Consider the following 24,411-nt stretch of genomic DNA (forward strand, 5'->3'; position numbering starts at 1 on the left):
TATTAATAATATTTAATAATTAACACAGTTAGTCAAATTGACATATCATACAATTATTAATTATATATATTAAATTAATCAAGACAGCACTATATGAATATAGTGACACGAGGATATTTATGTCATTAGATCCGGTAAAAAAATTAGTTATACTAGCAAAATCAAATATAATGCAATCTAATAATATGGATGCATTGGAAGCAATACGTATTAAATTTTTAGGTAAAAAAGGATACCTAAACCAACATATTAAAAATCTTAATGATACCTCATTAGATATTAAACCTAAATTAGGAGCAGCTATTAATCAAGCTAAAGAAGACATATACACATTACTTATTGAACGAAAAAATATTTTACAATCAAAAAATATAAAAAATACCCTGATCACTGATACATTAGATGTTACTTTACCAGGACGGTTATCAGATATAGGGACACATCATCCAATAACAAGCACTATAAAACGCATGAAGATTTTTTTTAACACTTTAGGTTTCTCCGTAATACATGGTCCAGAAATTGAAGATGATTATTTTAATTTCGACGCCTTAAACATTCCCAAGTATCATCCTTCCAGAGATGAACATGATACCTTTTGGTTTGACGAAAAACGCCTACTTCGTACGCACACTTCCGGCGTTCAAATACGTGCTATGATTAATAAAACTCCCCCAATTCGTATCATTTCTTTTGGACGAGTATATCGCAAAGATTACGATCAACATCATACACCTATGTTTCATCAAATGGAAGGATTAATAGTAGATTCTAATGTTAACTTCAGTTATCTAAAAAAAATATTATATGATTTTTTGTATAATTTTTTTGAAACAGATATTATTTTGCGTTTTAGACCGTCTTATTTTCCATTTACAGAACCATCGGCAGAAATAGATGTAATGAAAAAACAAGAAACTGGAAATTGGTTAGAACTTTTAGGATGCGGTATGGTACATCCCAAAATATTACATCATGTTGATATTGATACAGAAAAATTTTCAGGATTTGCCTTTGGAATAGGAATAGAACGATTAACAATGCTACAATACAATATTGACGATATACGAGTTTTTTTCAAAAATGATTTACAATTTCTTGATCAATTTAAATAATATAAGGATTTAAATGAAATTTAGTGAAATGTGGATACGCGAATGGATAAATCCACCTATTAGTAGCATTGAATTAGCTGATCAATTAACCATGGCTGGATTTAAAGTTAATGAATTAAAACCTGTTACTAATATTTTCTATGGAGTAGTTATTGGTGAAATTGTAGAATGCAAAATGCATCCTAATTTACATAATGTATGGATAACAAAAGTCAATAACGGGGATAATAAATTATTAAATATTGTTTGTAATGCTCCTAATTGTCGTAAAAATATTCGAGTAGCTGTTGCTCAAATAGGAGCAATGCTACCAGATGGACGTAAAATCAAATTAAAAACGATACAAGGTAAACAATCAGAAGGAATATTATGTACTTTTTCAGCATTAGGAATCACTAGTCACACGGTAGGTATAATTGAATTACCTATAAATGCGCCTATTGGAGAAAATTTTTATAACTATTTACGTCTTAATGATAATATTATTGAAATCAACATTACTCCTAATAGAGGAGATTGTCTTAGTGTAATCGGAATTTCTAGAGAAATAGCAGCTATAAATCATTTAAAATTAAAAAAAATAAAAATAGAATCAATTATTCCGACAATTAATGATATTATTCCCATTTCTATTGAAGTTCCGGATACATGCCCGCAGTTCTTTGGAAGAATTTTAAAAAACATTCATATTACTTCCCCCACTCCCTTATGGATAGCAGAGAAATTACGTCGCTGCGGAATCTGTTCAGTTAACATAGTTATAGATATTGTTAACTATGTATTATTAGAACTGGGGCATCCAATTCATGTTTTTGATTATAAAAAAATTGACGGTAACATAATACGTATACGTTTTTCCAAAATCGGAGAAATTCTAACATTATCTGATAATAACAGTTTAAAACTATTGCCAAATACAATAGTCATCTCTGATTGTAAAAAACCATTATCAATTGCTGGAACAATCACTCCAAATAAATATTCTATTTGTTCCGAAACTCGTCATATAATATTACAATCTGCTTTTTTTACTCCGTCTGTTATCGCGAGTCAATCCACATTATATCATATGCATGATCTTTATTCCTTTCATTATGCGCGAGGAGTAGATCCAAGTATATCTAAATTAGCTTTAGATCGTGTCACCTCGTTATTAATAAGAAGCTGCGGTGGTTATCCTGGTCCAATAATAAACATGACTAACAAAAGTATGTTGCCAAAACCTACCAATATTATATTACATCGAACTAAATTAGACAAAATTATTGGATTTCATATCTTAGATTCAGAAATAACACATATTTTAAAACGGCTTGGTTTTCAAACAGAATTTTCAGACAACATCTGGAAAATACTCCCTCCAACTTGGCGTTTTGATATCTCTATAGAAGAAAATTTAATAGCAGAAATAACACGTATTCATGGATATAACAATATCCCTTGTGTTTCTCTTTGCACAAACTTCATAACAGATCGATCCCACGCATCAACCATACCGTTATCAAGAATAAAAAATTTATTAATAGATCGTGGTTATCAAGAAATAATGACATATAGTTTCGTAAATTATAATATTCAAAAATTATTACACCCACAAAAAATACCATTAATTTTAAAAAATCCAATTACTTCAGAAATGTCTACTATGAGGTTGTCTTTATGGTCTGGATTAATCAAAACAGTAATATATAATCAAAATAGACAACAAAAACAAATGAAATTATTTGAAAGCGGTATATGTTTTATTCCACAAAAAAATGCTGAAAATCAAGTAAATCAAGATTTGATGATAGCTGGTATACGATCCGGACTCAGATTTAATGAACACTGGGATCTGACAAAAGTATGTCCAGTAGATTTTTACGATATAAAAGGAGATGTAGAAGCGTTGTTAAACATAACTAATAAGTTACATTGTATTAGATTTAAAAAATATACACATCCCGCATTACATTCCGGTCAAAGCGCAGCAATTTATTTGAAAAATATATGTATTGGATATATTGGAATGATTCATCCTACTATACAAATGAAATTAAATTTACGTTCACAGGTACTAGTCTTCGAATTATCGTGGAATATGATTTCTCAATTTACATTACCTAAAATTACTACCATTTCTAAATTTCCTAAAAATTTCCGTGATATTTCTATAATAGTACCAAATAAAGTGGCTTCAGAATCGGTTATTATTGAATGTAAAAAAATTGCTAACGAAGATCAATTAATTGACATCAAGTTATCTGATGTTTACACAGGTCAAAACATTGCAAAAGGTTTTAAAAGTTTTACCATTAGATTATTTTTTCAAAGTAAAACCCATACTTTAAAAGAAGAAGAAATTTCTGATATTGTTAACAAATGTTCGATAATTTTGAAAAAACGTTTCCACGGAACTTTGCGATGATGATACTCGTATTGTTATTATCATTATTTTTTTAAACCCTATTTCATATTATTCTAAAAAGAATGGTCAATAAATAAGTTGTAAATAAATAATCATCTATATATGCATGCTCTTTAATTCTTGTAATTGCTTAATCTTTCAAAAATAAAAACTCATATACCCACATAGTAAGCATACATATGAAGAATAAACACCATATATAATTATATAACAATTAATTATTTAAAAAATAAAAAATGCCCGCATCTTTTTTTTAAAATTCATTGAATAAAATCTCAAACTTATCTAAAGATTAAAATGTTTAAAGATTGTACATATATATAATTTCTCTATCACAATGAGAAATGAAAATATATTATTGCAATAATATATAAAATAATAAAGAAAATTATATTCATTGCCATTAATGAAGCTATTTGTACTAATTATATATAATTTTAAATTAAAAAATATATAAAAATTTGCTTCCAATACTAATATTTTTAATAAAAAATAATTAAAAAATGATTATTATTAATGATAATATAATTATATTTTACATATAAGATTTACCTTTCGATATTAAATATCGAAAAAGGAGGAACTATGTGTTCTTTGCGGTTATTATTATCTGACTCTTACGATCCCTGGTTTAATTTGTCACTTGAAGAATATATTTATAAAAATATACCTAAAAAGCAATCTATACTGTTTTTGTGGAGAAATCAAAATACAGTAGTTATAGGACGTGCTCAAAATGCATGGAAAGAATGTAATACTCGCCGTATGGAACGAGATGGAATTAAATTAGCTAGAAGAAATAGCGGAGGCGGCGCTGTGTTTCATGATTTAGGCAACACTTGTTTTACTTTTATTTCTACTCAAGAGCATTATGATAAAAGCATATCCTCTAATATAGTTTTGAATGGATTGAGTTATATTGGGATTAAGGCTATCATTTCTGGACGAAATGACATTGTCATACGTACAGAAAATGGAGAACATCGTAAAATTAGCGGATCTGCATATCGTGAAACATCTGGACGTAAATTTCATCACGGCACATTACTTTTACACGTTGACATTGATAAACTTGATTATTATCTTAATCCAGATTTTAAAAAACTAGAGACTAAAGGGATTACCTCTATTCGATCAAGAGTTGCTAATTTAAATGAATTAAAACCTGGTATTAATCACCAAGAAGTATGTCTAGGATTAACAGAAGCATTTTTCCAACATTATGGAATGAAAGTAAAACCAGAAATATTATCTACAGATAATTTCTGCAAAATTCCAGAATTTTTTAAACAATTCAACAAACAAAGTGACTGGAACTGGAATTTTGGCAGCGCTCCTGCATTTACGCATCAATTGGATACCCGTTTTGATTGGGGCAGTGTAACGTTACATTGCGACATAGAACGTGGAATCATTCATCGTAGCCACATTTTCACTGACAGTTTAGACCCGAGTCCTTTAGAAATATTAGCAAAAAAATTAGTAGGTATCCCTTATAACAATAAAAGTATCCTATGTTGCTGTAAAGAATGGATGCAAAGCTGGCCTCAATACAAAAAAGAATTATCAGAGGTTTCTCATTGGTTAATCAAAACAATATCCTAATTCACTGTTAGCTTTTACTGGGCCCTAATTTTTATTAATTTTTGAGATTTTTAACATAATTACATACATGTAAATTATGCATATTGATTACAACTAGATTCATATGAAATATTTTCGATTAATTTAAAAAAACAAATCAATGATATGTGCTTTTATAATACACTATATTGATAGGAATCTCTAAATGAGTTACATTTTACCATTTAAAAAAGGCAAATCAATTTTAGAAGAATACTATAAAAAACTGTCTTTAATGCACTATTATTAAAATAGATACTACACTAAATTTTAATAAGCATTATATATGCATGCGAATTTATAAAAATTAATATATGATGATAAACTATAACTTCTAACATAATTAGATATGTAGGATCATATCCTGGCGTACACATTTTATACTTTTATAAATATTTATACAATCAAAACAATTGAGCATTTACTATGATAAAATGTTTCATAACAAATTTAAAGGAATTTATCATGAAAAATGATATCACAAAAAATATACACTACATATCTACAAAACATGTTTCTTGGAATGGTCTAACACTAACTGATGCGGCAGCGCAACAAATTCTTCACTTAAAAAATAAAGACCCTAATATATTAGGATTAAAAGTAACCATAAAAAAATCAGGATGTGCAGGATTTACATATCTCATGGATAAAGTTATATCACTAGATGATAATATCCTAATGTATGAACACAACGGCGCTAAATTATTCGTGCCATTGTATGCCATGCCATTTATCGATGGAACCGAATTAGATTATGTGCGAGAAGGATTAAATCATATGTTTAAATTTAATAATCCTCAGGCTCAACATTCCTGTGGATGCGGTGAAAGTTTTAGCATTTAAAAACAGGTATTATTATGATACGCAATAACTCTAACATATATGATGTTAATAGAAATTTATCTAAAAATAATGATTCGTATTATAAGGAAGGTTTTTTTACTAAATTAAATAATGAAGAGCTCAAAAAAGGTATTAATAAAGATATAATATATGCTATTTCACAAAAAAGATTAGAACCAAAATGGATGCTAGAATTTAGGCTTGCAGGTTATAATGCTTGGTGTAATATGAAAGAACCGCATTGGTTAAAAGGAAATTATCAAAAACTCAACTATAATTCCTATAGCTATTTTTCTGCTCCAGCATGTGCAACTACACAAAAAACCCACAAAGTGCAAAAAAATACAAATACTCTCTTAAATAAATCAAAATACTTAACCACAGAAGTAGAACAAACCTTTAACAAATTAGGCATCCCAGTTCATGAAAAAGGAAACGTAGCGGTTGATGCAATATTTGATTCAGTTTCTGTATCTACTACATTCCGTAATACCTTACTAAAAAAAGGTATCATTTTTTGTTCATTTCACGATGCTATTCAAGATTACCCAGATTTGGTACGCCAATATTTAGGAACTGTAGTATCTTTTAAAGATAATTTTTTTGCCGCACTTAATGCTGCAGTTGTATCTGATGGTACATTTGTATACATTCCTAAAAATGTACGCTGTCCTATGGAATTATCAACTTACTTTCGTATGAATTCTAAAAAAACCGGACAATTTGAACGTACTATTTTAATTGCAGATACAGGTAGTTATGTGAGCTATATTGAAGGATGTTCAGCTCCAATGCACAATAATTATCAACTTCACGCAGCAGTCGTAGAAGTTATCGTACTAAAAGATGCTCAAGTAAAATATTCAACGGTACAAAATTGGTTTTCTGGTAATCAAAACTCTCAAGGTGGCATTTTAAACTTCGTTACTAAGCGAGCGCTATGTTCTGGAGAAAATGCTAAAATGTCGTGGACTCAATCTGAATCTGGATCTGCTATCACTTGGAAATATCCTAGTGTAATTTTAAAAGGAAAAAACTCTATTGGAGAATTTTTTTCAGTAGCTGTTACCAACGGTACACAACAAGCAGATACTGGAACAAAAATGATTCATATAGGAGAAAATACACGTTCAACCATTATTTCAAAAGGCATTGCTCTTGGAAACAGCCAAAATACTTATCGAGGATTAGTTAAAATTATGAAAACTGCTTCAAATTCACGCAATTTTACACAGTGTGATTCTATGTTGATAGGTAAAAAATGTAGTTCTCATACCTTTCCTGTCATTGAATCACATAATAATCATTCACAGTTAGAACATGAAGCTACAACTTCACGTATCAGCGATAATCAACTGTTTTATTGTCGGCAACGCGGAATTAATGAAGATGATGCTATTTCTATGATTGTAAATGGATTTTGCAAGGATATATTTTCTAAATTACCTTTAGAATTTTCTGTAGAAGCACAAAAATTACTAGAAATTACTTTAGAGCACAGCGTTGGATAAAATTTATAATATAAGTACTTGCAATAATCATAGCATTCAAAACAGGAGAAGTCATGATGCTATTAGTAAAAAATTTGAATGTCAGCGTAAAAAATATATCTATTCTGAAAAAACTAAATTTGGAAATTAATCCCGGTGAAATACACATCATCATGGGACCTAACGGATCGGGAAAAAGTACATTATCCGCTACATTATCTGGTCAACAAAATTATACTGTTACTAATGGAGAAATATTATTTAAAAATAAAAATTTATTACTCCTGAAGCCAGAAGAACGTGCAGGGGAAGGTATTTTTGTAGCATTTCAGCATCCGGTAGATATTCCAGGAATCAGTAATCAATCATTTTTACACCACGCTGTTAATGCTGTACGTAAATATAGACACCAACCTCTTATGGATCGGTTTCATTTTATCCAACTCGTTCAAAAAAATATGGCGTTATTAAAAATGCCTAATGACCTTTTGAATCGATCAGTAAACGTTGGATTTTCTGGAGGAGAAAAAAAACGTAATGATATTCTTCAAATGATGATGTTAGAACCATTACTATGTATTCTTGATGAAACAGATTCTGGTTTAGATATTGATGCAATAAAAATTGTTTATAATGGTCTTAATATATTAAATGATAAAATACGTTCATTTGTGATTATCACGCATTATCAAAGAATTTTAGAGTATATTAAACCGAATTATGTTCATGTGCTACATAAAGGTCATATTGTAAAATCTGGTGATATCTCTTTAGTCAAACAGCTTGAGGAAAAAGGCTATGGTTGGTTGTCTGGATAACAAAAATCGAGTATTAAACGAATGGTACGGATTATTTAAACAAAAAAATAATATTAATCCAAATTTAGCACACAAATATTGGGAACGTATTAAAATACTTGGATTACCAAATATTAAAAAAGATAGCTGGAAATATACTGCATTTGAAGAGTTTTTAACATATAATTTTGAATTTTCTAAAAATTTTGAATTAAATACTCCGCAACATGAAAAATTAAGTTTTCCAATAGATGCTTATCGCTTAACATTTATTAACGGTCTATTTTCACCTGAATTAAGTGATAAAAATATCGATCCATGGATCCTCAAAATCAATCGTGACCCCAATCGTCATAATATGACTAATCCCATTCAACCAGACATGTTTTTATATTTAACTGAATGCTTAAGTGATGCAACAATACACATAAATTTACCTACGAAAAAAATCACAAAAAAACCATTATATTTACTATATATTAATGAAGGATCTGACATAAAAAATAAATTAGTTACATCTCATTATCATCACCATCTTCAAATCGGGAACGACTCTAACACATGCGTCATAGAACATTTTATTAGTATAAATAAAAACGGACATTTCAGTGGCGCGCGTATGTCTATGACAACAGGAAACCGATCTAAATTAGACCATGTCAAATTAATATTTGAAAACAATGCAAGTTATCATATAGCACATAATGATATTAATGTAGGACAATCTTCAAATGTAAACAGTAGTATCTTTGTTATTCTTGGTCCTAAATTTATATCCCATCGAACCAGCGCTCAAATCAATCACTCAGGATCATCTTTATCATTAAATAGTTTACTTTTTCTATCAGAACAAGATATCGGAAACATATGTACTTATTTAGAACACAATAATCGAGAATACGCTTCAAGCAGGCAATTACATAAAATAATAGCATGTAATTACAGCGCCGGTGTGTTCAATGGGCTAATAAAAGTAAATCCAGATTCTATAAAAACTGATGGAATAATGATAAACAATAATTTGTTGTTGAACCAAGATGCAACTATTCATAGTATACCTAAACTTGAAATTTACTCAGACGATGTAAAATGTAGTCATGGAGCAACAATAGGCCACATTGATACTAATCAGCTATTTTATCTAAGTACACGTGGTATTCCAAAAAAAGATGCTTTAAAAATGCTTATTTATGCTTTTGCTATTGAAATTATAGGATCAATTGAAAATACTATACTACAGGATCTTGTATTAAAAAGATTTAATAAAGCTTTAGCAAGGATCATAATATGATAATCTATCCTATAGAAAAAATTAGATCAGATTTTCCTATATTAAACCGAATGATAAATAAATACCCTCTTACTTATCTTGATAGCGCCGCATCTGCTCAAAAACCTAATATTGTCATAGACTCACAAACTCATTACTATCGCAATGAATACGCTGCCGTGCATCGAGGTATTCACACGTTAAGTACTGAATCAACTAATCAAATGGAAACAGTACGCTTACGTATTGCTAATTTTATCAATGCATCTAAAGAAGAAATTGTTTTTGTCAAAAGTACTACTGAAGCTATTAACCTAATTGCTAATAGTTGGGGACACAACTTTATAAATTATGGGGATAATATTATTATTAGCGAAATGGAACACCACGCCAATATTGTTCCATGGCAAGTATTATCAAAACATAAAAAAATTGTATTACATTACATACCATTAACTCCTAACGGTACATTAGATATATCCAGATTATCCAAACTTATAAATCATCGTACTCGACTCTTATCTATATCACATATCTCTAATGTTTTAGGAACAATTAATCCATTAACAGAAATAATCAGTATAGCACGAAAAAAAAGTGATACTCTTATTTTAATAGATGGCGCACAAGGAATCGTCCATCAATTAGTAGACGTACAAAAATTAGATTGTGATTTTTATGTATTTTCTGGGCATAAAATATACGGACCTTCTGGTACTGGCATTATGTATGGAAAAAAAGAATTACTTCAAAAAATGCCCCCATGGATAGTAGGAGGCGGAATAGTAAGAAATGTAAGTTTAATTCAAGATGCAACATTTATAGATTCTCCTTGGAAATTTGAGTCAGGATCTCCTAATATTAGTGGTATCATAGGATTAGGTAATGCTATTGAATACATCAATACAATAGGTATCGACAAAATTTACAATTACGAAGATCAATTAATGCGTTACGCTGTAGATACATTAAAAAAAATTCCAAATATAGTATTATACGGACCAAGTACACGAGTTGGTATTATTGCTTTTAATTTGGGGATACATCATTCATATGATATTGGAATGTTGTTAAACCAATATGGCGTTGCTATACGCACAGGACATCATTGCGCAATACCTATTATGAACTATTTTAAAGTACCAGGTATGTGTCGTGCATCTTTAGCTATGTATACAAACAAGGAAGATATTGATCGTTTAGCACATGGACTAATTAAAGTGGAACATTTACTGAACCAATGAACAATTACTCTAATAACGATGATAAATTTTCCAACAAAAAACCAATTATTACAAAATTTCTTAAGTTGTATTAATTGGGAAGAAAAATATATATATATAATTGATCTTGGAAAGTTATTACCTGCATTTCCAGAAAATATGCGCACACAAGAATATTTAATTTCTGGGTGTCAAAGCCAAACATGGATTGCTTTAACTACCTCTGCAAGACCTCATGATAAGCCGATCAAATTACACGGATACAGCGATTCTTCTATCGTTAAAGGAATTATCACAATAATATTCAGTTTATATCAAGGATTAAGTTTACAAGAAGTCGCCAACGTTGATGTTAAACCCTTTCTAATAAATCAATTAGAATTAAGACAAAACCTAAGCCTGTCCCGATCCCAAGGAATACACTTGATACTAGATTCTATACAAACTCAAGCTAAATTCGCTCTTTAAACTATAGCCATCCTAGATTAAATCTAATTATATTTATCTAATTATAATGAGATTGTACATCATTTTTTTATTTTTAAAGAATTCTTAAACATATATACTTTTTCCACATCTTTTCCCATTACTTATGATAAGAAGTAATTTGATTGTCAATGCGTTGATTAGCTCGCGCTGCTTCATTTTTTGTTTTCTCTATTTCAGGGCGCAAAACATCTATGTCGCTACTTATTTGATCAATTCTTTCGTTTAAGTCATGCACTTCAGAAGATAATTCTTTTATTTTATTTGTGCTCGCACAATTAGCCAATACAAAAGAACTTAAAATAATTGCAGAACATATTAATCGATTACGATTCATCTTTAATACTCTCCCATATTAAACATACTTTAATAATTTAACTTATATAAAAATATAATTAGCAAATAATTATTTATTAGTTTTTAACAAACACTCTATTGTCGTATAATATTGATTGCGTTGAATTGATCATCTGATCGTTAAAAAATAAAATCAATTTGATCCAATAAAATATTCAGTAACAATCTTTTTATTGAATTTCTTGCTCTACATATAAAAAAGATTGTACTATCTTCTTAATTCAATATGGTTGTCAATAACTAATGCGTTCTAATGGACTTGAACCATCGACCTCTACCATGTCAAGGTAGTGCTCTAACCGACTGAGCTAAGAACGCACAACAATACAATTTTAATAATCCATCATCAAATAGACTGACTGTATTACTAATTTACATTATCTATTTCTTACCGTCCTACAACTTAACCGCAATGTTTTATTAAAAACCACACTTATATGTGGTAAAATACATGTAATTTTATCATACGTCAAATGTTTTAAGAATATCTTATATTACGAAAGTACATTTTTATCACATAGATTTAAAATCATTTCAAAGTGATGTTTAACAAAAAAGAGATACATGCTATAATAGCATTATATATAATTTAAAATGATATTAAATAGTATTTGAAAAATATGTTTTCAGGTATTATACAAGCTGTTGTTCCAATACATGCAATTTATGAAGTAACCAATTTTAAAACATATACAGTTATATTACCCACATATCTACTCTCAAATTTAAAAATTGGTTGCTCTATATCAAATAATGGATGCTGTTTGACTGTTATTGCCATGAAATATAATTTGGTTAGTTTTAATGTAATACATGAAACACTAAAACTAACTAATATAGGTATGTTAAAATTAGGAGATTTAACCAATATAGAAAGATCGATCGGTTATCATTCTGAAATTGGTGGGCATTTAATGAGCGGACATATTGACTGCACTGGAAAAATTATAAAAATAATTACTTCAAAAAACAACAAAATAATATGGTTTAGTATAAAAAAAAAATATCTTAAAAAATATATTTTACAGCAAGGATCAATTGGCGTAGATGGAGTAAGTCTTACAGTAAGTAAAATAGTCAATAATTACATACGTATTTGTTTAACTCCATACACTGCAATACAAACAACGCTTGGTGGAAAAAAAATAGGCAATATAGTAAATATTGAAGTTGACATTATTATAAAATCTGCTATAAACAGCTTTGAAAGGACATGGTCTATTATTAATTTGCAAAAAAAATAATTAATGTTTATCGACATACGGATTTTATAAACACAAAATAATTATGAGAAATTAAGAAGGATTTACGTTAAATCGTTAAATGCCCCATCTACATTAATAAAAATAATATTTACATAATTAAGCTTCATTAAAAGTATAATTTTAACTTTCAATACAAATAAAACATGAACAATGCAATAGAAAAAATTAAAAATCAAATAAAAGAAAATCCTATCGTTTTATATATGAAAGGCACTCCTAGCGCTCCTAAGTGTGGCTTTTCATCAAAAGCCGCACAAATATTATCTACTTATACTCAATCATTTTTTTACATTGACGTATTGATTCATGTAGATGTTAGAAACGCTCTGCCAATATTTTCTAATTGGCCTACTTTTCCTCAATTATGGATAGAAGGCAAATTAATAGGTGGGTCTGATATCATACTCAACATGAGTCACAGCGGTACACTAAAAACTCTAATTGATCAGGTAAAACTAAGACATAATTTAAATTGAATATTTTAACTCTCTTTTAAAGAGAGTTAAACCTTGTGTGTCTGTATAGTAGCTACTATACAGACACACAAAACCTAGATAAGTGTAATATGAAAACATATTTTTATTCAAATTTATAACTCTTCTTTATAACACAAGAAAGCCGTAACTAAATATCGAACATTTAACGGCATTAAGACTCGATACAACAAGGAGTTAATGGCCAACCGCCAAGTCTTTTCCATTTATTTACCAGTTCACAAAATAACATTGCGGTGCGCTCAGTGTCATATAATGCGGAATGCGCTTTGTTTTTATCAAAAAAAACACCCGCACATGCACACGCTTTAGCTAATACAGTTTGCCCAAATACTAATCCACTTAAAGTAGCTGTATCGAACATAACAAAAGGGTGAAATGGATTTTTTTCCATAAAACTTACACGTTCTACTGCTGCCATTAAAAAACTGTGATCAAAAAAAGCATTGTGTGCTACGATAATAGCACGACTACATCCTTGAGTTTTGATGCCTTGGCGCACCATTTCGAAAATTTCATGTAATGCTTCTTGTTCCGTCACTGCCGCTCTTAAAGGACTATTTAAATCAATTCCATTAAACGCCAATGATTCTGGCTGAATAATAGCTCCAGGAAATGATTTAATATGAAAATTAAGAGAACCATCTACACACAACCAACCATATTCGTCCATTTTAAATGTAGCAACAGCAATTTCTAATAAAGCATTAATATTAGCGTCAAGACCTGCTGTCTCTACATCAACTACAACTGGATAAAACCCACGAAATCTTGCTCGAAGAGTACTGTGATCGTCCTTACAAATCATATTTATTATGAGATATATCACATTATATAAACAGTTAATACTACCATAAATTCTAATTATATTTTTATATTTATCGTGTAAAAATGATTGTTTGAACACTTTATGCAAAGTAGCAAATAACTATTTTGTTAAAACAACACATTTTTTATCTAAAATAAAATTTTGTATGAATGTATCTTAAATTAAAATATTCATTAATTTTTAAGATAATCACGTATGTTGATGCTCATTATTTAATCATTACAAGATATTAAAATTTACAGAAAAAACTATAATTTATTTATATAATAACAGATGCTTAATAAAGATATACATAACTCAGAAAAAATAATGAATAACACCAAGTTGATTTATAAAAACACACTTCTTTTAGTAATTTAATTGTTCGCAATCGAACCTCAAAGGCTTGTATTGTAACATAAATAACTAAACAAACAATTTTTTTAAATAATTATTATATTATAATCATAATTTTTATTTATTTTATATAAGTAAATTCCATTCAATAAATTATTTTTAATACTTGTATTAAAAATAATTTACACCCAACAATAAATGTATGTTATACTTTAATGAATTAAATTATACATAATAACGTATCTAATTGATAAACTACGATAACGTTTGTTGTACAATAAATTTATTAAATCATATTAGAGTCATATTATGGATATGATTATCGCTATAATCACACGTGTGTATATTATTATCCAATTGTCTAAAACAAATAAAATTCTAAAGTAGAGTAGACTCAATTATAAGGAAGGAAAAAATTGGAATCACCATTAGGATCAGATTTAGCACGCCTCGTAAGAATATGGCGTGCTTTAATTGATCATCGTTTAAAACCTTTAAAACTTACACAAACACATTGGATTACATTGCATAATATTTGTCAATTACCTCCGGAACAATCTCAAATACAATTAGCAAAAGCCATAGGAATAGAACAACCATCTCTAGTACGAACACTCGATCAACTTGAAGAAAAATCATTAATTATAAGACATACTTGTCTGAATGATCGACGAGCTAAACGAATTAAATTAACTGATAACGCTAGACCTGTTATTAATGAAGTAAATCGTGTCATTTCTATCACTAGAAATGAAATTTTTAACGGAATTAGTAATGAGGAAACAATTTTTCTAAATAAAATTATTTCTAAATTAGAAAAAAACATTATAAATTTACATAATAAGAATTAGAAAATATCATATAATTAAAGCATATATACCTGTTAATAACATTAAATAAATTTTATATCTTATTTTCCAGATATCGTACAAACATCTGAGGATGTGTATCGTATAGTATACTGAAATATATCATTATTCGTCAATTAAATAAATAATGACTCTTTTTTAACTTACATAAATATGTGCTTGAATATTTATCAATCAATTAAACTTTATCGTAAGAGTTTTAAAACCAAAACTACTATTATATCTCTTGTAGTACTTCTTGTTTATTTTAGATACAAACAAAAATGTGTTATTATACTTTATAACAATCAACATAATACCATCTATTATGCTAATAGACAAAACTAACATTTCTAACATCAGACGAGAATATATATCTGGCCAATTGCGTCATACAGATTTAACTAATCAGCCTATTCAGTTATTTTCAGTATGGTTGCATCAGGCGTATTTTTCAAAAATACCTGATCCTACTGCAATGTGTTTAGCTACAGTAGATCACACTGGTCAACCCTATCAACGTGTGGTGTTATTAAAGAATTTTACTAATAAAGAAATGATATTCTATACTAATCTTAGTAGCCGTAAGGCTATGCATTTAGCCAATAACCCAAAAGTTAGTTTATGTTTTCTTTGGAATGTTATAGATAGGCAAGTAATAATAACAGGCAGTGTAGATAAACTTCCAGAAAAAGAAGTATTAAAATATTTTTATACACGCCCAAAAAATAATCAAATTAGTACATGGGTATCTAATCAATCTAAAGTTATTTCCTCTAAAGATTTACTAGAAAATAAATTTTTAGAATTTAAAAAAAATCATCTCCATAAAAAAGTACCATTTCCCGAATTTTGGGGCGGATATAAAATTAATATAAATAGCATGGAGTTCTGGCAAGGCGGAACACATCGATTACATGATCGATTCATATATCAACGATATAAACATACATGGCGTATTTACCGTTTATCTCCATAATTACAATTACAATTTAATTTCGGTGAATTTTATGATATATAAAAAATATAACTAAACTTAATAAAGTAGTATTGACTTTTATAAAAGTCATATAAATACTCTTGATCGCTGTACTAAAACTATATTTGTATGAATAATAAAAATATTGATATAATACAACTTTTATACGAACGTGATTTAATAGCACAAATTACAAACCAAGAAGCATTAATTAAAATATTAAAATCAAAATCCATTACTTTATATTGCGGATTTGATCCGACATCTGACAGCTTACATATAGGACACTTAGTTCCACTGTTATGCTTAAGACAATTCCAAATATTTGGACATCGTCCTATAATTTTGCTAGGAGGGGGTACTGGATTGATTGGAGACCCAAGTTTTAAAGATTCCGAACGAAAACTCAATTTAATTGAAACAGTACAAAAATGGATAGAAAAAATCAAATACCAAGTATCTTTATTCGTAGATTTTTCTCATAGTCAATATTCGCAAGCCTGTATCGTTAACAATTACGATTGGCTATCTTCTATATCACTCTTAACATTTTTAAGAGATATTGGTAAATTTTTTTCTGTAAATAAAATGATAAATAAGGATGCTATAAAAAAACGGTTACAAAAAAATAATTATGGAATTTCTTATACTGAATTTTCCTATAATTTATTACAAAGTTATGATTTTACCTATTTACATAAAAATTATAACGCAATACTGCAAATCGGTGGTTCTGATCAATGGGGCAATATTATATCAGGTATTGATCTGATACATCGCATATATAAAAGAACTACTTACGGGCTCACTATGCCTTTACTGACCAAATCTGATAACACTAAATTTGGAAAAACAGAAAAACATACTATATGGTTAGATGCAAAAAAAACCAGCCCTTATACATTCTATCAATATTGGATCAATACTTCTGATGAAGAAGTATATCGTTTTCTTAAATTTTTTACCAACATCGATGTAGATGCGATCAATACCTTAAAAAAAGAAGATAAAATGAAGAATACAAAACCACAAGCTCAAATTATATTAGCAGAGGAAATTACTCGATTAGTTCATGGAAAATCAGGATTAAAAACAGCTCAAAAAATTACCAGAAATCTTTTTACAGGACAAATACATAAACTTACCTTAGATGATTTCGAACAGCTATTTCAAGATGGCATACCGACCGTACCACTGAAAGCAGGTATTACATTACAACAAGCGTTGGTAGAATCTAAATTAGTAGTGTCTCGTGCACAAGCACGAGAATTAATTTCATCTAATAGCATCACTGTAAACTCAAAAAAACAATTGAAAACAGAATATATTTTTTGTGCCACCGACAGATTATACAATCGATTTACACTATTAAGACGCGGAAAAAAACACCACTGCTTAATCACATGGGAATGATCTAGTTTAGATAATATATTGTTTTATGTATATAACTATTTATATTGTTTGAAAATATAAATACAATTTCCCGCAATACCTTACTACGCCATGCGTAGTATTTTATTTATGTAACTTCTACTATAATATAAATCGTTTTTTTTCCTTAAATTCACACAAATCTTTAATCACACAAACACGACAATTTGGTTGTCTAGCTCGACAAACATGCCTACCATGTAATACTAACCACTGATGACAGTTTCTTTGAAATTCTTTTGGTACTACCGACAATAATTTCTTTTCTACAGACAAAACAGTATTTCCTAACGCAAAACGACTACGATTACAAAATCTAAATACGTGTGTATCTACTGCAATTGTAGGCCAATCGAAAACTACATTTAAAATAATATTAGCAGTTTTACGTCCAACTCCAGGTAAAGATTCCAAACCAACACGATTTGACGGTAATATACCGTTATATTTGTCTATCAACAAACGACAAGTTTCAATAATATTTTTAGATTTAATATTTGATAAACCAATAGATTTAATATAATTTTTAACCCCATCTACGCCCAAACGTAACATATCTTGGGGTGTATTAACTACTTTAAACAAACTCGTTGTTACTTTATTAACTTGTACATCACTTGTTTGAGCCGACAATAATACTGCAATCAACAACTCAAATTCTGACCGATAAACTAGTTCAATAACTGGACGAATATTATTATCCCGTAATTTGCATAAAATCTGATAACGTTTAACGCGATTCATTAATAACACTTAATTATTTCATAACGTTTTATTAAAAATACTTATAATACTTTTACTATTATTCAATCTACTTATATTATTCAGTTTTAGCAATAATTAAAATACTTCTGAAGAATTAATCATATTTTCTGGGCAAACCCACAAATCAAATTGTTGCTCATCAACATAACCCAATTGTAACGCAGCTTCCTTTAAACTTAACCCTTCCGAATGCGCCTTCTTAGCAATTTCTGCTGATTTATCATATCCAATATACGGACTCAACGCAGTAACCAACATAAGTGATCTATTAAGTAATTCTTTAATTCGTTCATGATTCGGTTGAATCCCTACAATACAGTATTTATGAAAACTTTCTATACCATCTGACAGTAAACGTACCGATTGTAAGAAATTATATATAATCAATGGCCTATATACATTTAATTCAAAATGTCCAGATGCACCTCCAATATTTATACTAACATCATTTCCCATAATTTGAGAACACAACATAGTCATAGCTTCACATTGCGTTGGGTTAACTTTTCCAGGCATAATCGAGCTACCTGGTTCATTTTCAGGAATACTTAATTCGCCTATACCACATCTAGGGCCAGAAGATAATAAACGTACATCATTAGCAATTTTCATCATAGAAACGGCTAAACCCTTCAAGGAACCATGACTGTGCACCAATGCATCACATGTCGATAACGACTCAAACTTATTTGGTGCACTAACAAAATTATGTTTAGTAAGGAATGATAATACGTCAACAACACGTCCGGCGTATTCTGGATGAGTGTTTAGACCTGTCCCTACTGCTGTTCCACCTAACGCTAATTCATATAAATGAGGTATAGTAACTTCTATATGATCTATGTTATGTTCTAGCATAGATACCCAAGCAGAAATCTCTTGCCCCAAAGTCAATGGAGTAGCATCTTGAAGATGAGTACGACCAATTTTAATAATGTTATTAAATTTAACAGATTTATCAAATAAAGTTTTTTTTAACATCTTAACTTTAGGTATTAATTGCTCATTTAAAGTAACTACCGCTGCAACATGCATTGCGCTAGAGAAAACATCGTTGGAACTTTGACTTTTATTGACATGATCATTTGGATGAATAAATTTCTCGTTCGCATTGTGTTCACTGCTTAATAATTTATTAGCTCGATTAGCTAAAACTTCATTCATATTCATATTGCTTTGAGTTCCAGATCCAGTTTGCCAAACTGATATTGGAAATTCGTCCTTATGTATTCCAGATAGTACTTCACCTGCTGATTGAATAATTGCTTGAGCCCGTTCACAATCTATCAGTTTCAAATCATAATTTACTTGTGCTGCCGCCAGCTTGATTTGGGCCAATGCTTTAATTAACGAAAAAGGAATTTTTTCATTAGAAATATTAAAATATTTTAATGCGCGTTGTGTTTGCGCTCCCCATAATCGATCGGTCGGTACTAAAATTGCACCCATAGTATCCTTTTCAACACGCATTGCCATAATAATACCACCTTACTTAATTATAAAATATTAATTGATTTTATTAATTACATTAATATGATCATTTGTTTGTATCATATATACAAAATCAATGATATCATTTTAAAATTGAATTTCTATTCAAAAAATTAATTATTTAATTTATAATTTTGTATATGTTAATTACTTATATATAATAATAAAACAAAAATATAAATATACTGTATATGCACAATATACGATACGTTAATTAAAATTAAAACATGCCGACATTTATTATATTAGGAATAATATTTCAAATATTTACATATAACAAAATTGCTTGGTGTAACACCCTCACAGAGGGTATTAAATCCAACGTTAGTAATAATATATTTCAAGATGATTTATATCAAAAAGAGATGAAATTACACACTCACGACCATATACATCATACTCTTAATTTTTATCCCTATACAACGAATAAACTACGTGTCCATGCATATAATTATCGACCTCCCTTTTCTTCTACTTACAAATCTAAAATGCAATTGCAAAACGATTCAATCGATATGTTTCATTCGTTTTACACGCAACGTAACAAACACAAAAAAAACTTATCCTTTATGCAATTAGGGATACACAATCTTTTATCAGAACAAATTTTTAATTTTGGAGGAGGAAAAAGACATCTAACTAACGACAAATACGCTATTGGATATAATACTTTTTATCATTGTCCTATTTCTAAACAAAGCAGTCAACCATACTCAATTAATGTTGGGGTAGAATATTGGTTACATAATACATTATTCATGTTAAATAATTATTATAATCTAGATAACATCTTTAACCCTGAAACATCATTACAAAAATGTAACATACATTATCCAAGAAGTGGTCACCAATTATATATACAAACTAAATTTCCACGCTTTTTCGAATTTACCGGAAAAATAAAATTGGAACAATTTATTTATGAAAAAAAATATAAAAAAATTTTCAATAAAAAAAATAGTGACTATTATTTATCGTTAGATCTGAATTATCAACCCATTCCTATGCTAGGTTTTAGCATAAATAATATTTTCGTAAATAAGCAATACAATAGTACAATTTGTCGAGTATTAATAGCTTACCAATTTGGTACTCCTATTATAGAACAAATTCATTATACTAATAACGAAAATAAATCAATACTAAATAACCTTGATACTATAATACAACCGTTTATACCTACGATAATTCCTCATCACGATTATATTTCCATTAACGATCATAATCATCTTCCATCCTTACAGCGTACTCAAAAAATAACAGGTTATCCTGGAGAAATTAAAATAATTAAAATCAATGATAATAATAATAAATATGTACGATGGGATTTGGAGTCATTAGAAAATCACGGAGGTAATATTGTTGCAATAACAAATAATACTTATGCGCTCTATTTCCCTAACTATCCTATTATACAAGAAAACAATATTGTTGTTGCATACATTACTAATAACACAACACAATCCCATCAAGAACAAAAAAAACAAAATATACATATTGTAGTAAAAGATTTTGTACAAAAAAAATTATTGAATACGAATACACAAAAAAAATATGCATCCATTGTTAACATGAATAATGATTCTGGAATTAACGTTACAGAAAATACGGCTGAACATACATTAATTCACCATGACTATGATCAGCGTAGTAGCATAAAGAGTAATAATACATCGATCTCAAATATCTTCTTTGCCCAGCAGTCACAGAATGATGTATGTAACACTACTACAACAGAAAACGATCAGAATACTATAACAGAAGATAATCGCATATTTTTAGCTCCTCCTCCTCCTCCCATTCCTTTTCCTTTTTTAGAAAAAGATTCATCAGGATTTATAGCATCATCAACACTGAACGATACATCGCTATTGAACCAATCTGTATCTCATGAGGATCAACAAACTCATTCTGAAAAAAATGCAGATAGTGAAGGAATGCATGATTCTTTTTTTAAATCTTCTAAAATTGAATTCAATCAAAGTGATGACTTATCGTATCGCTTATTTGCGCATAGGAAGTCTAAGTTTGCTTCAGTGGGTACTACAGAACATATAAATAAACTTGAAAATACCATAAGAGAACGAAAAAAAACTAAACACCTCAGTGATATGGAACAAATATTTGTCAAACTAAATCTTGCGCAATCTTCTTCATCCATTAGCGAAGAAGATTGCGCAACAGACGATAGTAGCGATAGTTTTAATTCCACAAATAAAGAAGTGCGCTATCATTAGATATATTTTTAATTTAAATTATTAAATTAATTATCTTTTAAAATTTAAAAGAATAAATACTCATTTAGTAACGTATTAAAATATCTATCAATATAAAAATTAAATAGTTAGCAATAATTTCAATTTAGTTTCATGATATTATCATGAGTTCGATCCCGTATTCCTAACCAAGTAGGAGAAATATCGGTATCAATTCCAAATAAACTTAGAGCTCTTGCCACAGTATAACAAATAACGTCATCTATAGTTTTTGGGTGTGTATAATACGCAGGAACAGGCGGCATAATTACTGCTCCAAATTCTGTTAATTTAACCATTGTACGTAAATGCCCAAGATGCAATGGAGTTTCTCTGATCATTAACACTAGCCTACGTCTTTCTTTCAACATTACATCTGCAACACGACTAATCAATGATGATGTCATTCCTGAACTAATTTCTGACATAGTTCTAATGGAACATGGAGCAATTAACATACCTAAAGTTGGATATGATCCACTAGCAACTGATGCTCCAATGTCCTGAGGAAAATGTACAACATCCGCTAATTCATATACAGATTGTTTGCTCATCTTTAATTCTTGCTGTAATGTAATCAAAGCATTTCTAGTAACGATAAGATGAGATTCTATATTCATAGAACATTTTTTTAAAATAGTTAATGCACGGATTCCATAAATTCCACCAGATGCCCCTGATATTCCTACTACTAGACGTAATTGTTGTTGCTCCATAATTATTTTTACACTCCAACTCCACGTTAACATAAACAAATACACTTATGATTTTTAATAATTATCACTATATAACATTAAAAAATAATTTTTAATATGCTATGATGAATTAAAAATATTATACATACATTAAAAATTTTAATACTCACATTATAAGAAGACACAATAATATCATGATTAACATAGTAATCAAAAAAATCCTTAAATTACATATTTAGTAATATATATTTAATATAAATCGCTTAAAATTCTTCTATGTATTTATTTTTAATGATAATTAAATTCATTCGTATTGTAATTAATAAGAAAGTTTATCCACATTGCCATAATCAGTTATGTACAGTAGCATATTTATTTTTTTTAAATACAGTATTAACACGGCTTAATGACTCTGGAGTATCCACACTAATATTAAATACATCATCAATTACAGAAACATGTATTGCCTCTCCATGCCATAGTACTCGAAGCTGTTCAAGGTGTTCAATCTGTTCCAGTGGACTTTTAGTCCATGCAATATAACGACGCAAGAACTTAACTCGATATGCATAAATACCAATATGACGTAATAATGTCTTAGAGAATTTACTATCTAGATGATTTACAAAATCTCCTGTATTCCATGGAATCATAGAACGAGAAAAATAAAGAGCATTGCTATTCATATTTATAACAACTTTGACTACATTATCATCGCGTGCTTCTTTGAAAGAACTCAATGGTGTTGCTAACGTAGCCATAGAAATAGTACTACTCATTGAACACAAAATACTTGCTACTTGACGAATCATAGTAGAAGAAAGCAAGGGTTCATCGCCTTGCAGATGTACGATAATTTGATCATCTGAAAATTTATAATTGATAGCTACTTCTGCAAGACGTTCAGTACCTGACTGATGAGTAGATCGTGTTAAACATACCTCACTTTCGGATTGCTCTGATTCAATGACTCTCGCTATACAAGAACTATCTGTAGCAATGATTACTTTATTAGCTCCAGAATCTAAAGCATTTTCCATAACACGAACAATCATAGGTTTACCATTAATATCTGCTAAAGCTTTCCCTGGAAAACGCGTCGAAAAAAATCGAACAGGTATAATTACTACAAAATTCATATTTTTACCTACTATAATATAAAATTACGAGCGTCTCTTTTTAAGAGAACCGGGATTCCTTTTCTTATTGGGAAAGCCAAATTATCAACATTACAAATTAACTCTTTTTTTTCTAAATCGAAAGATAATTTCGAATGACACACAGGACACACAATAATCTTCAATAACTGATATTTCATCATAATATTACTAAATTGATTAAATGTTTAACTTATACATATTGTATATAACAAAACTATTATATATATTCTATAGTTTATAATAATAATT

The 24,411-nt window shown here is 29.1% G+C and carries 22 protein-coding genes and 1 tRNA gene; 15 read left to right on the forward strand and 8 right to left on the reverse strand.

Going from position 1 to position 24,411, the window contains the following annotated elements:
• The first annotated feature begins 119 nt into the window (after window positions 1-119).
• The 9 genes from pheS (at window position 120) to BPEN_RS01840 (ending at window position 11,239) form a co-directional block, all read left to right on the forward strand.
• The gene (gene pheS, locus BPEN_RS01800) at window positions 120-1,115 is read left to right on the forward strand and encodes a phenylalanine--tRNA ligase subunit alpha (protein ID WP_011282900.1); all 996 of its coding nucleotides are present in this window, start codon (window positions 120-122) and stop codon (window positions 1,113-1,115) included.
• A 13-nt stretch (window positions 1,116-1,128) separates the two neighbouring features.
• The gene (pheT, locus tag BPEN_RS01805) at window positions 1,129-3,522 is read left to right on the forward strand and encodes a phenylalanine--tRNA ligase subunit beta (protein WP_011282901.1); all 2,394 of its coding nucleotides are present in this window, start codon (window positions 1,129-1,131) and stop codon (window positions 3,520-3,522) included.
• A gap of 585 nt (window positions 3,523-4,107) precedes the next feature.
• A complete protein-coding gene (locus BPEN_RS01810; RefSeq protein ID WP_011282902.1) occupies window positions 4,108-5,127 on the forward strand; it encodes a lipoate--protein ligase in 1,020 nt (339 codons plus the stop codon).
• Window positions 5,128-5,610: 483 nt separating this feature from the next.
• A complete protein-coding gene (gene sufA, locus BPEN_RS01815; RefSeq protein WP_011282903.1) occupies window positions 5,611-5,991 on the forward strand; it encodes a Fe-S cluster assembly scaffold SufA in 381 nt (126 codons plus the stop codon).
• Window positions 5,992-6,005: 14 nt separating this feature from the next.
• Window positions 6,006-7,502: a Fe-S cluster assembly protein SufB gene (gene sufB, locus BPEN_RS01820; protein WP_011282904.1), complete on the forward strand. Its 1,497-nt coding sequence runs from the start codon at window positions 6,006-6,008 to the stop codon at window positions 7,500-7,502.
• A 56-nt stretch (window positions 7,503-7,558) separates the two neighbouring features.
• A complete protein-coding gene (gene sufC / locus BPEN_RS01825; RefSeq protein WP_011282905.1) occupies window positions 7,559-8,299 on the forward strand; it encodes a Fe-S cluster assembly ATPase SufC in 741 nt (246 codons plus the stop codon).
• Window positions 8,280-9,569: a Fe-S cluster assembly protein SufD gene (gene sufD / locus BPEN_RS01830; RefSeq protein WP_011282906.1), complete on the forward strand. Its 1,290-nt coding sequence runs from the start codon at window positions 8,280-8,282 to the stop codon at window positions 9,567-9,569. The genes sufC and sufD overlap by 20 nt, the downstream gene beginning before the upstream one ends.
• A complete protein-coding gene (locus BPEN_RS01835) occupies window positions 9,566-10,792 on the forward strand; it encodes a SufS family cysteine desulfurase (RefSeq protein ID WP_011282907.1) in 1,227 nt (408 codons plus the stop codon). Before sufD ends, BPEN_RS01835 begins: the two co-directional genes overlap by 4 nt.
• A gap of 18 nt (window positions 10,793-10,810) precedes the next feature.
• A complete protein-coding gene (locus tag BPEN_RS01840) occupies window positions 10,811-11,239 on the forward strand; it encodes a SufE family protein (protein WP_011282908.1) in 429 nt (142 codons plus the stop codon).
• A gap of 118 nt (window positions 11,240-11,357) precedes the next feature.
• Here BPEN_RS01840 and BPEN_RS01845 read toward each other — a convergent pair whose 3' ends face one another.
• Window positions 11,358-11,594, reverse strand: a complete 237-nt coding sequence (locus BPEN_RS01845; protein ID WP_011282909.1) for an LPP leucine zipper domain-containing protein — start codon at window positions 11,592-11,594, stop codon at window positions 11,358-11,360.
• A 264-nt stretch (window positions 11,595-11,858) separates the two neighbouring features.
• Window positions 11,859-11,932 (reverse strand) — tRNA-Val (locus BPEN_RS01850).
• Between the two features lie 302 nt (window positions 11,933-12,234).
• Between BPEN_RS01850 and BPEN_RS01855 the strand changes: the two genes are divergently transcribed.
• Together BPEN_RS01855 and grxD are read left to right on the forward strand one after the other, a co-directional pair.
• Window positions 12,235-12,858, forward strand: a complete 624-nt coding sequence (locus tag BPEN_RS01855; protein ID WP_011282910.1) for a riboflavin synthase — start codon at window positions 12,235-12,237, stop codon at window positions 12,856-12,858.
• 164 nt (window positions 12,859-13,022) lie between these two features.
• Complete coding sequence (gene grxD, locus BPEN_RS01860; protein ID WP_011282911.1) at window positions 13,023-13,355, forward strand: Grx4 family monothiol glutaredoxin; 333 nt, start codon at window positions 13,023-13,025, stop codon at window positions 13,353-13,355.
• 172 nt (window positions 13,356-13,527) lie between these two features.
• Here the strand turns inward: grxD and rnt are convergent, their stop codons facing one another.
• Window positions 13,528-14,181, reverse strand: coding sequence for a ribonuclease T (gene rnt, locus BPEN_RS01865; RefSeq protein ID WP_011282912.1), 654 nt, complete (start codon window positions 14,179-14,181; stop codon window positions 13,528-13,530).
• Between the two features lie 773 nt (window positions 14,182-14,954).
• Here rnt and slyA point away from each other — a divergent pair.
• The 3 genes from slyA (at window position 14,955) to tyrS (ending at window position 17,778) form a co-directional block, all read left to right on the forward strand.
• Complete coding sequence (gene slyA / locus BPEN_RS01870) at window positions 14,955-15,389, forward strand: transcriptional regulator SlyA (protein ID WP_011282913.1); 435 nt, start codon at window positions 14,955-14,957, stop codon at window positions 15,387-15,389.
• A 325-nt stretch (window positions 15,390-15,714) separates the two neighbouring features.
• Window positions 15,715-16,365, forward strand: coding sequence for a pyridoxamine 5'-phosphate oxidase (gene pdxH / locus BPEN_RS01875; RefSeq protein WP_011282914.1), 651 nt, complete (start codon window positions 15,715-15,717; stop codon window positions 16,363-16,365).
• 129 nt (window positions 16,366-16,494) lie between these two features.
• Window positions 16,495-17,778: a tyrosine--tRNA ligase gene (gene tyrS, locus BPEN_RS01880; protein ID WP_011282915.1), complete on the forward strand. Its 1,284-nt coding sequence runs from the start codon at window positions 16,495-16,497 to the stop codon at window positions 17,776-17,778.
• Between the two features lie 120 nt (window positions 17,779-17,898).
• Here tyrS and nth read toward each other — a convergent pair whose 3' ends face one another.
• On the reverse strand, window positions 17,899-18,540 hold the full coding sequence (nth, locus tag BPEN_RS01885; protein WP_011282916.1) for an endonuclease III: 642 nt from the start codon (window positions 18,538-18,540) through the stop codon (window positions 17,899-17,901).
• Between the two features lie 96 nt (window positions 18,541-18,636).
• On the reverse strand, window positions 18,637-20,037 hold the full coding sequence (fumC, locus tag BPEN_RS01890) for a class II fumarate hydratase (protein WP_011282917.1): 1,401 nt from the start codon (window positions 20,035-20,037) through the stop codon (window positions 18,637-18,639).
• A 242-nt stretch (window positions 20,038-20,279) separates the two neighbouring features.
• Between fumC and BPEN_RS01895 the strand changes: the two genes are divergently transcribed.
• Window positions 20,280-22,289 carry an inverse autotransporter beta domain-containing protein gene (locus BPEN_RS01895; protein WP_011282918.1) on the forward strand — a complete coding sequence of 670 codons (2,010 nt, stop codon included), beginning with the start codon at window positions 20,280-20,282 and terminating at the stop codon, window positions 22,287-22,289.
• Between the two features lie 119 nt (window positions 22,290-22,408).
• Here BPEN_RS01895 and BPEN_RS01900 read toward each other — a convergent pair whose 3' ends face one another.
• From BPEN_RS01900 to BPEN_RS03295, 3 genes are all read right to left on the reverse strand, one after another.
• Window positions 22,409-23,056, reverse strand: a complete 648-nt coding sequence (locus tag BPEN_RS01900; RefSeq protein WP_238374051.1) for a UbiX family flavin prenyltransferase — start codon at window positions 23,054-23,056, stop codon at window positions 22,409-22,411.
• Window positions 23,057-23,352: 296 nt separating this feature from the next.
• A complete protein-coding gene (kdsB, locus tag BPEN_RS01905; protein WP_011282920.1) occupies window positions 23,353-24,141 on the reverse strand; it encodes a 3-deoxy-manno-octulosonate cytidylyltransferase in 789 nt (262 codons plus the stop codon).
• 11 nt (window positions 24,142-24,152) lie between these two features.
• The gene (locus tag BPEN_RS03295) at window positions 24,153-24,320 is read right to left on the reverse strand and encodes a Trm112 family protein (RefSeq protein WP_011282921.1); all 168 of its coding nucleotides are present in this window, start codon (window positions 24,318-24,320) and stop codon (window positions 24,153-24,155) included.
• Between the last annotated feature and the right edge of the window lie 91 nt (window positions 24,321-24,411).

Origin of the sequence: Candidatus Blochmanniella pennsylvanica str. BPEN, from assembly GCF_000011745.1 — a bacterium.
GTDB lineage: Bacteria > Pseudomonadota > Gammaproteobacteria > Enterobacterales > Enterobacteriaceae > Blochmanniella > Blochmanniella pennsylvanica.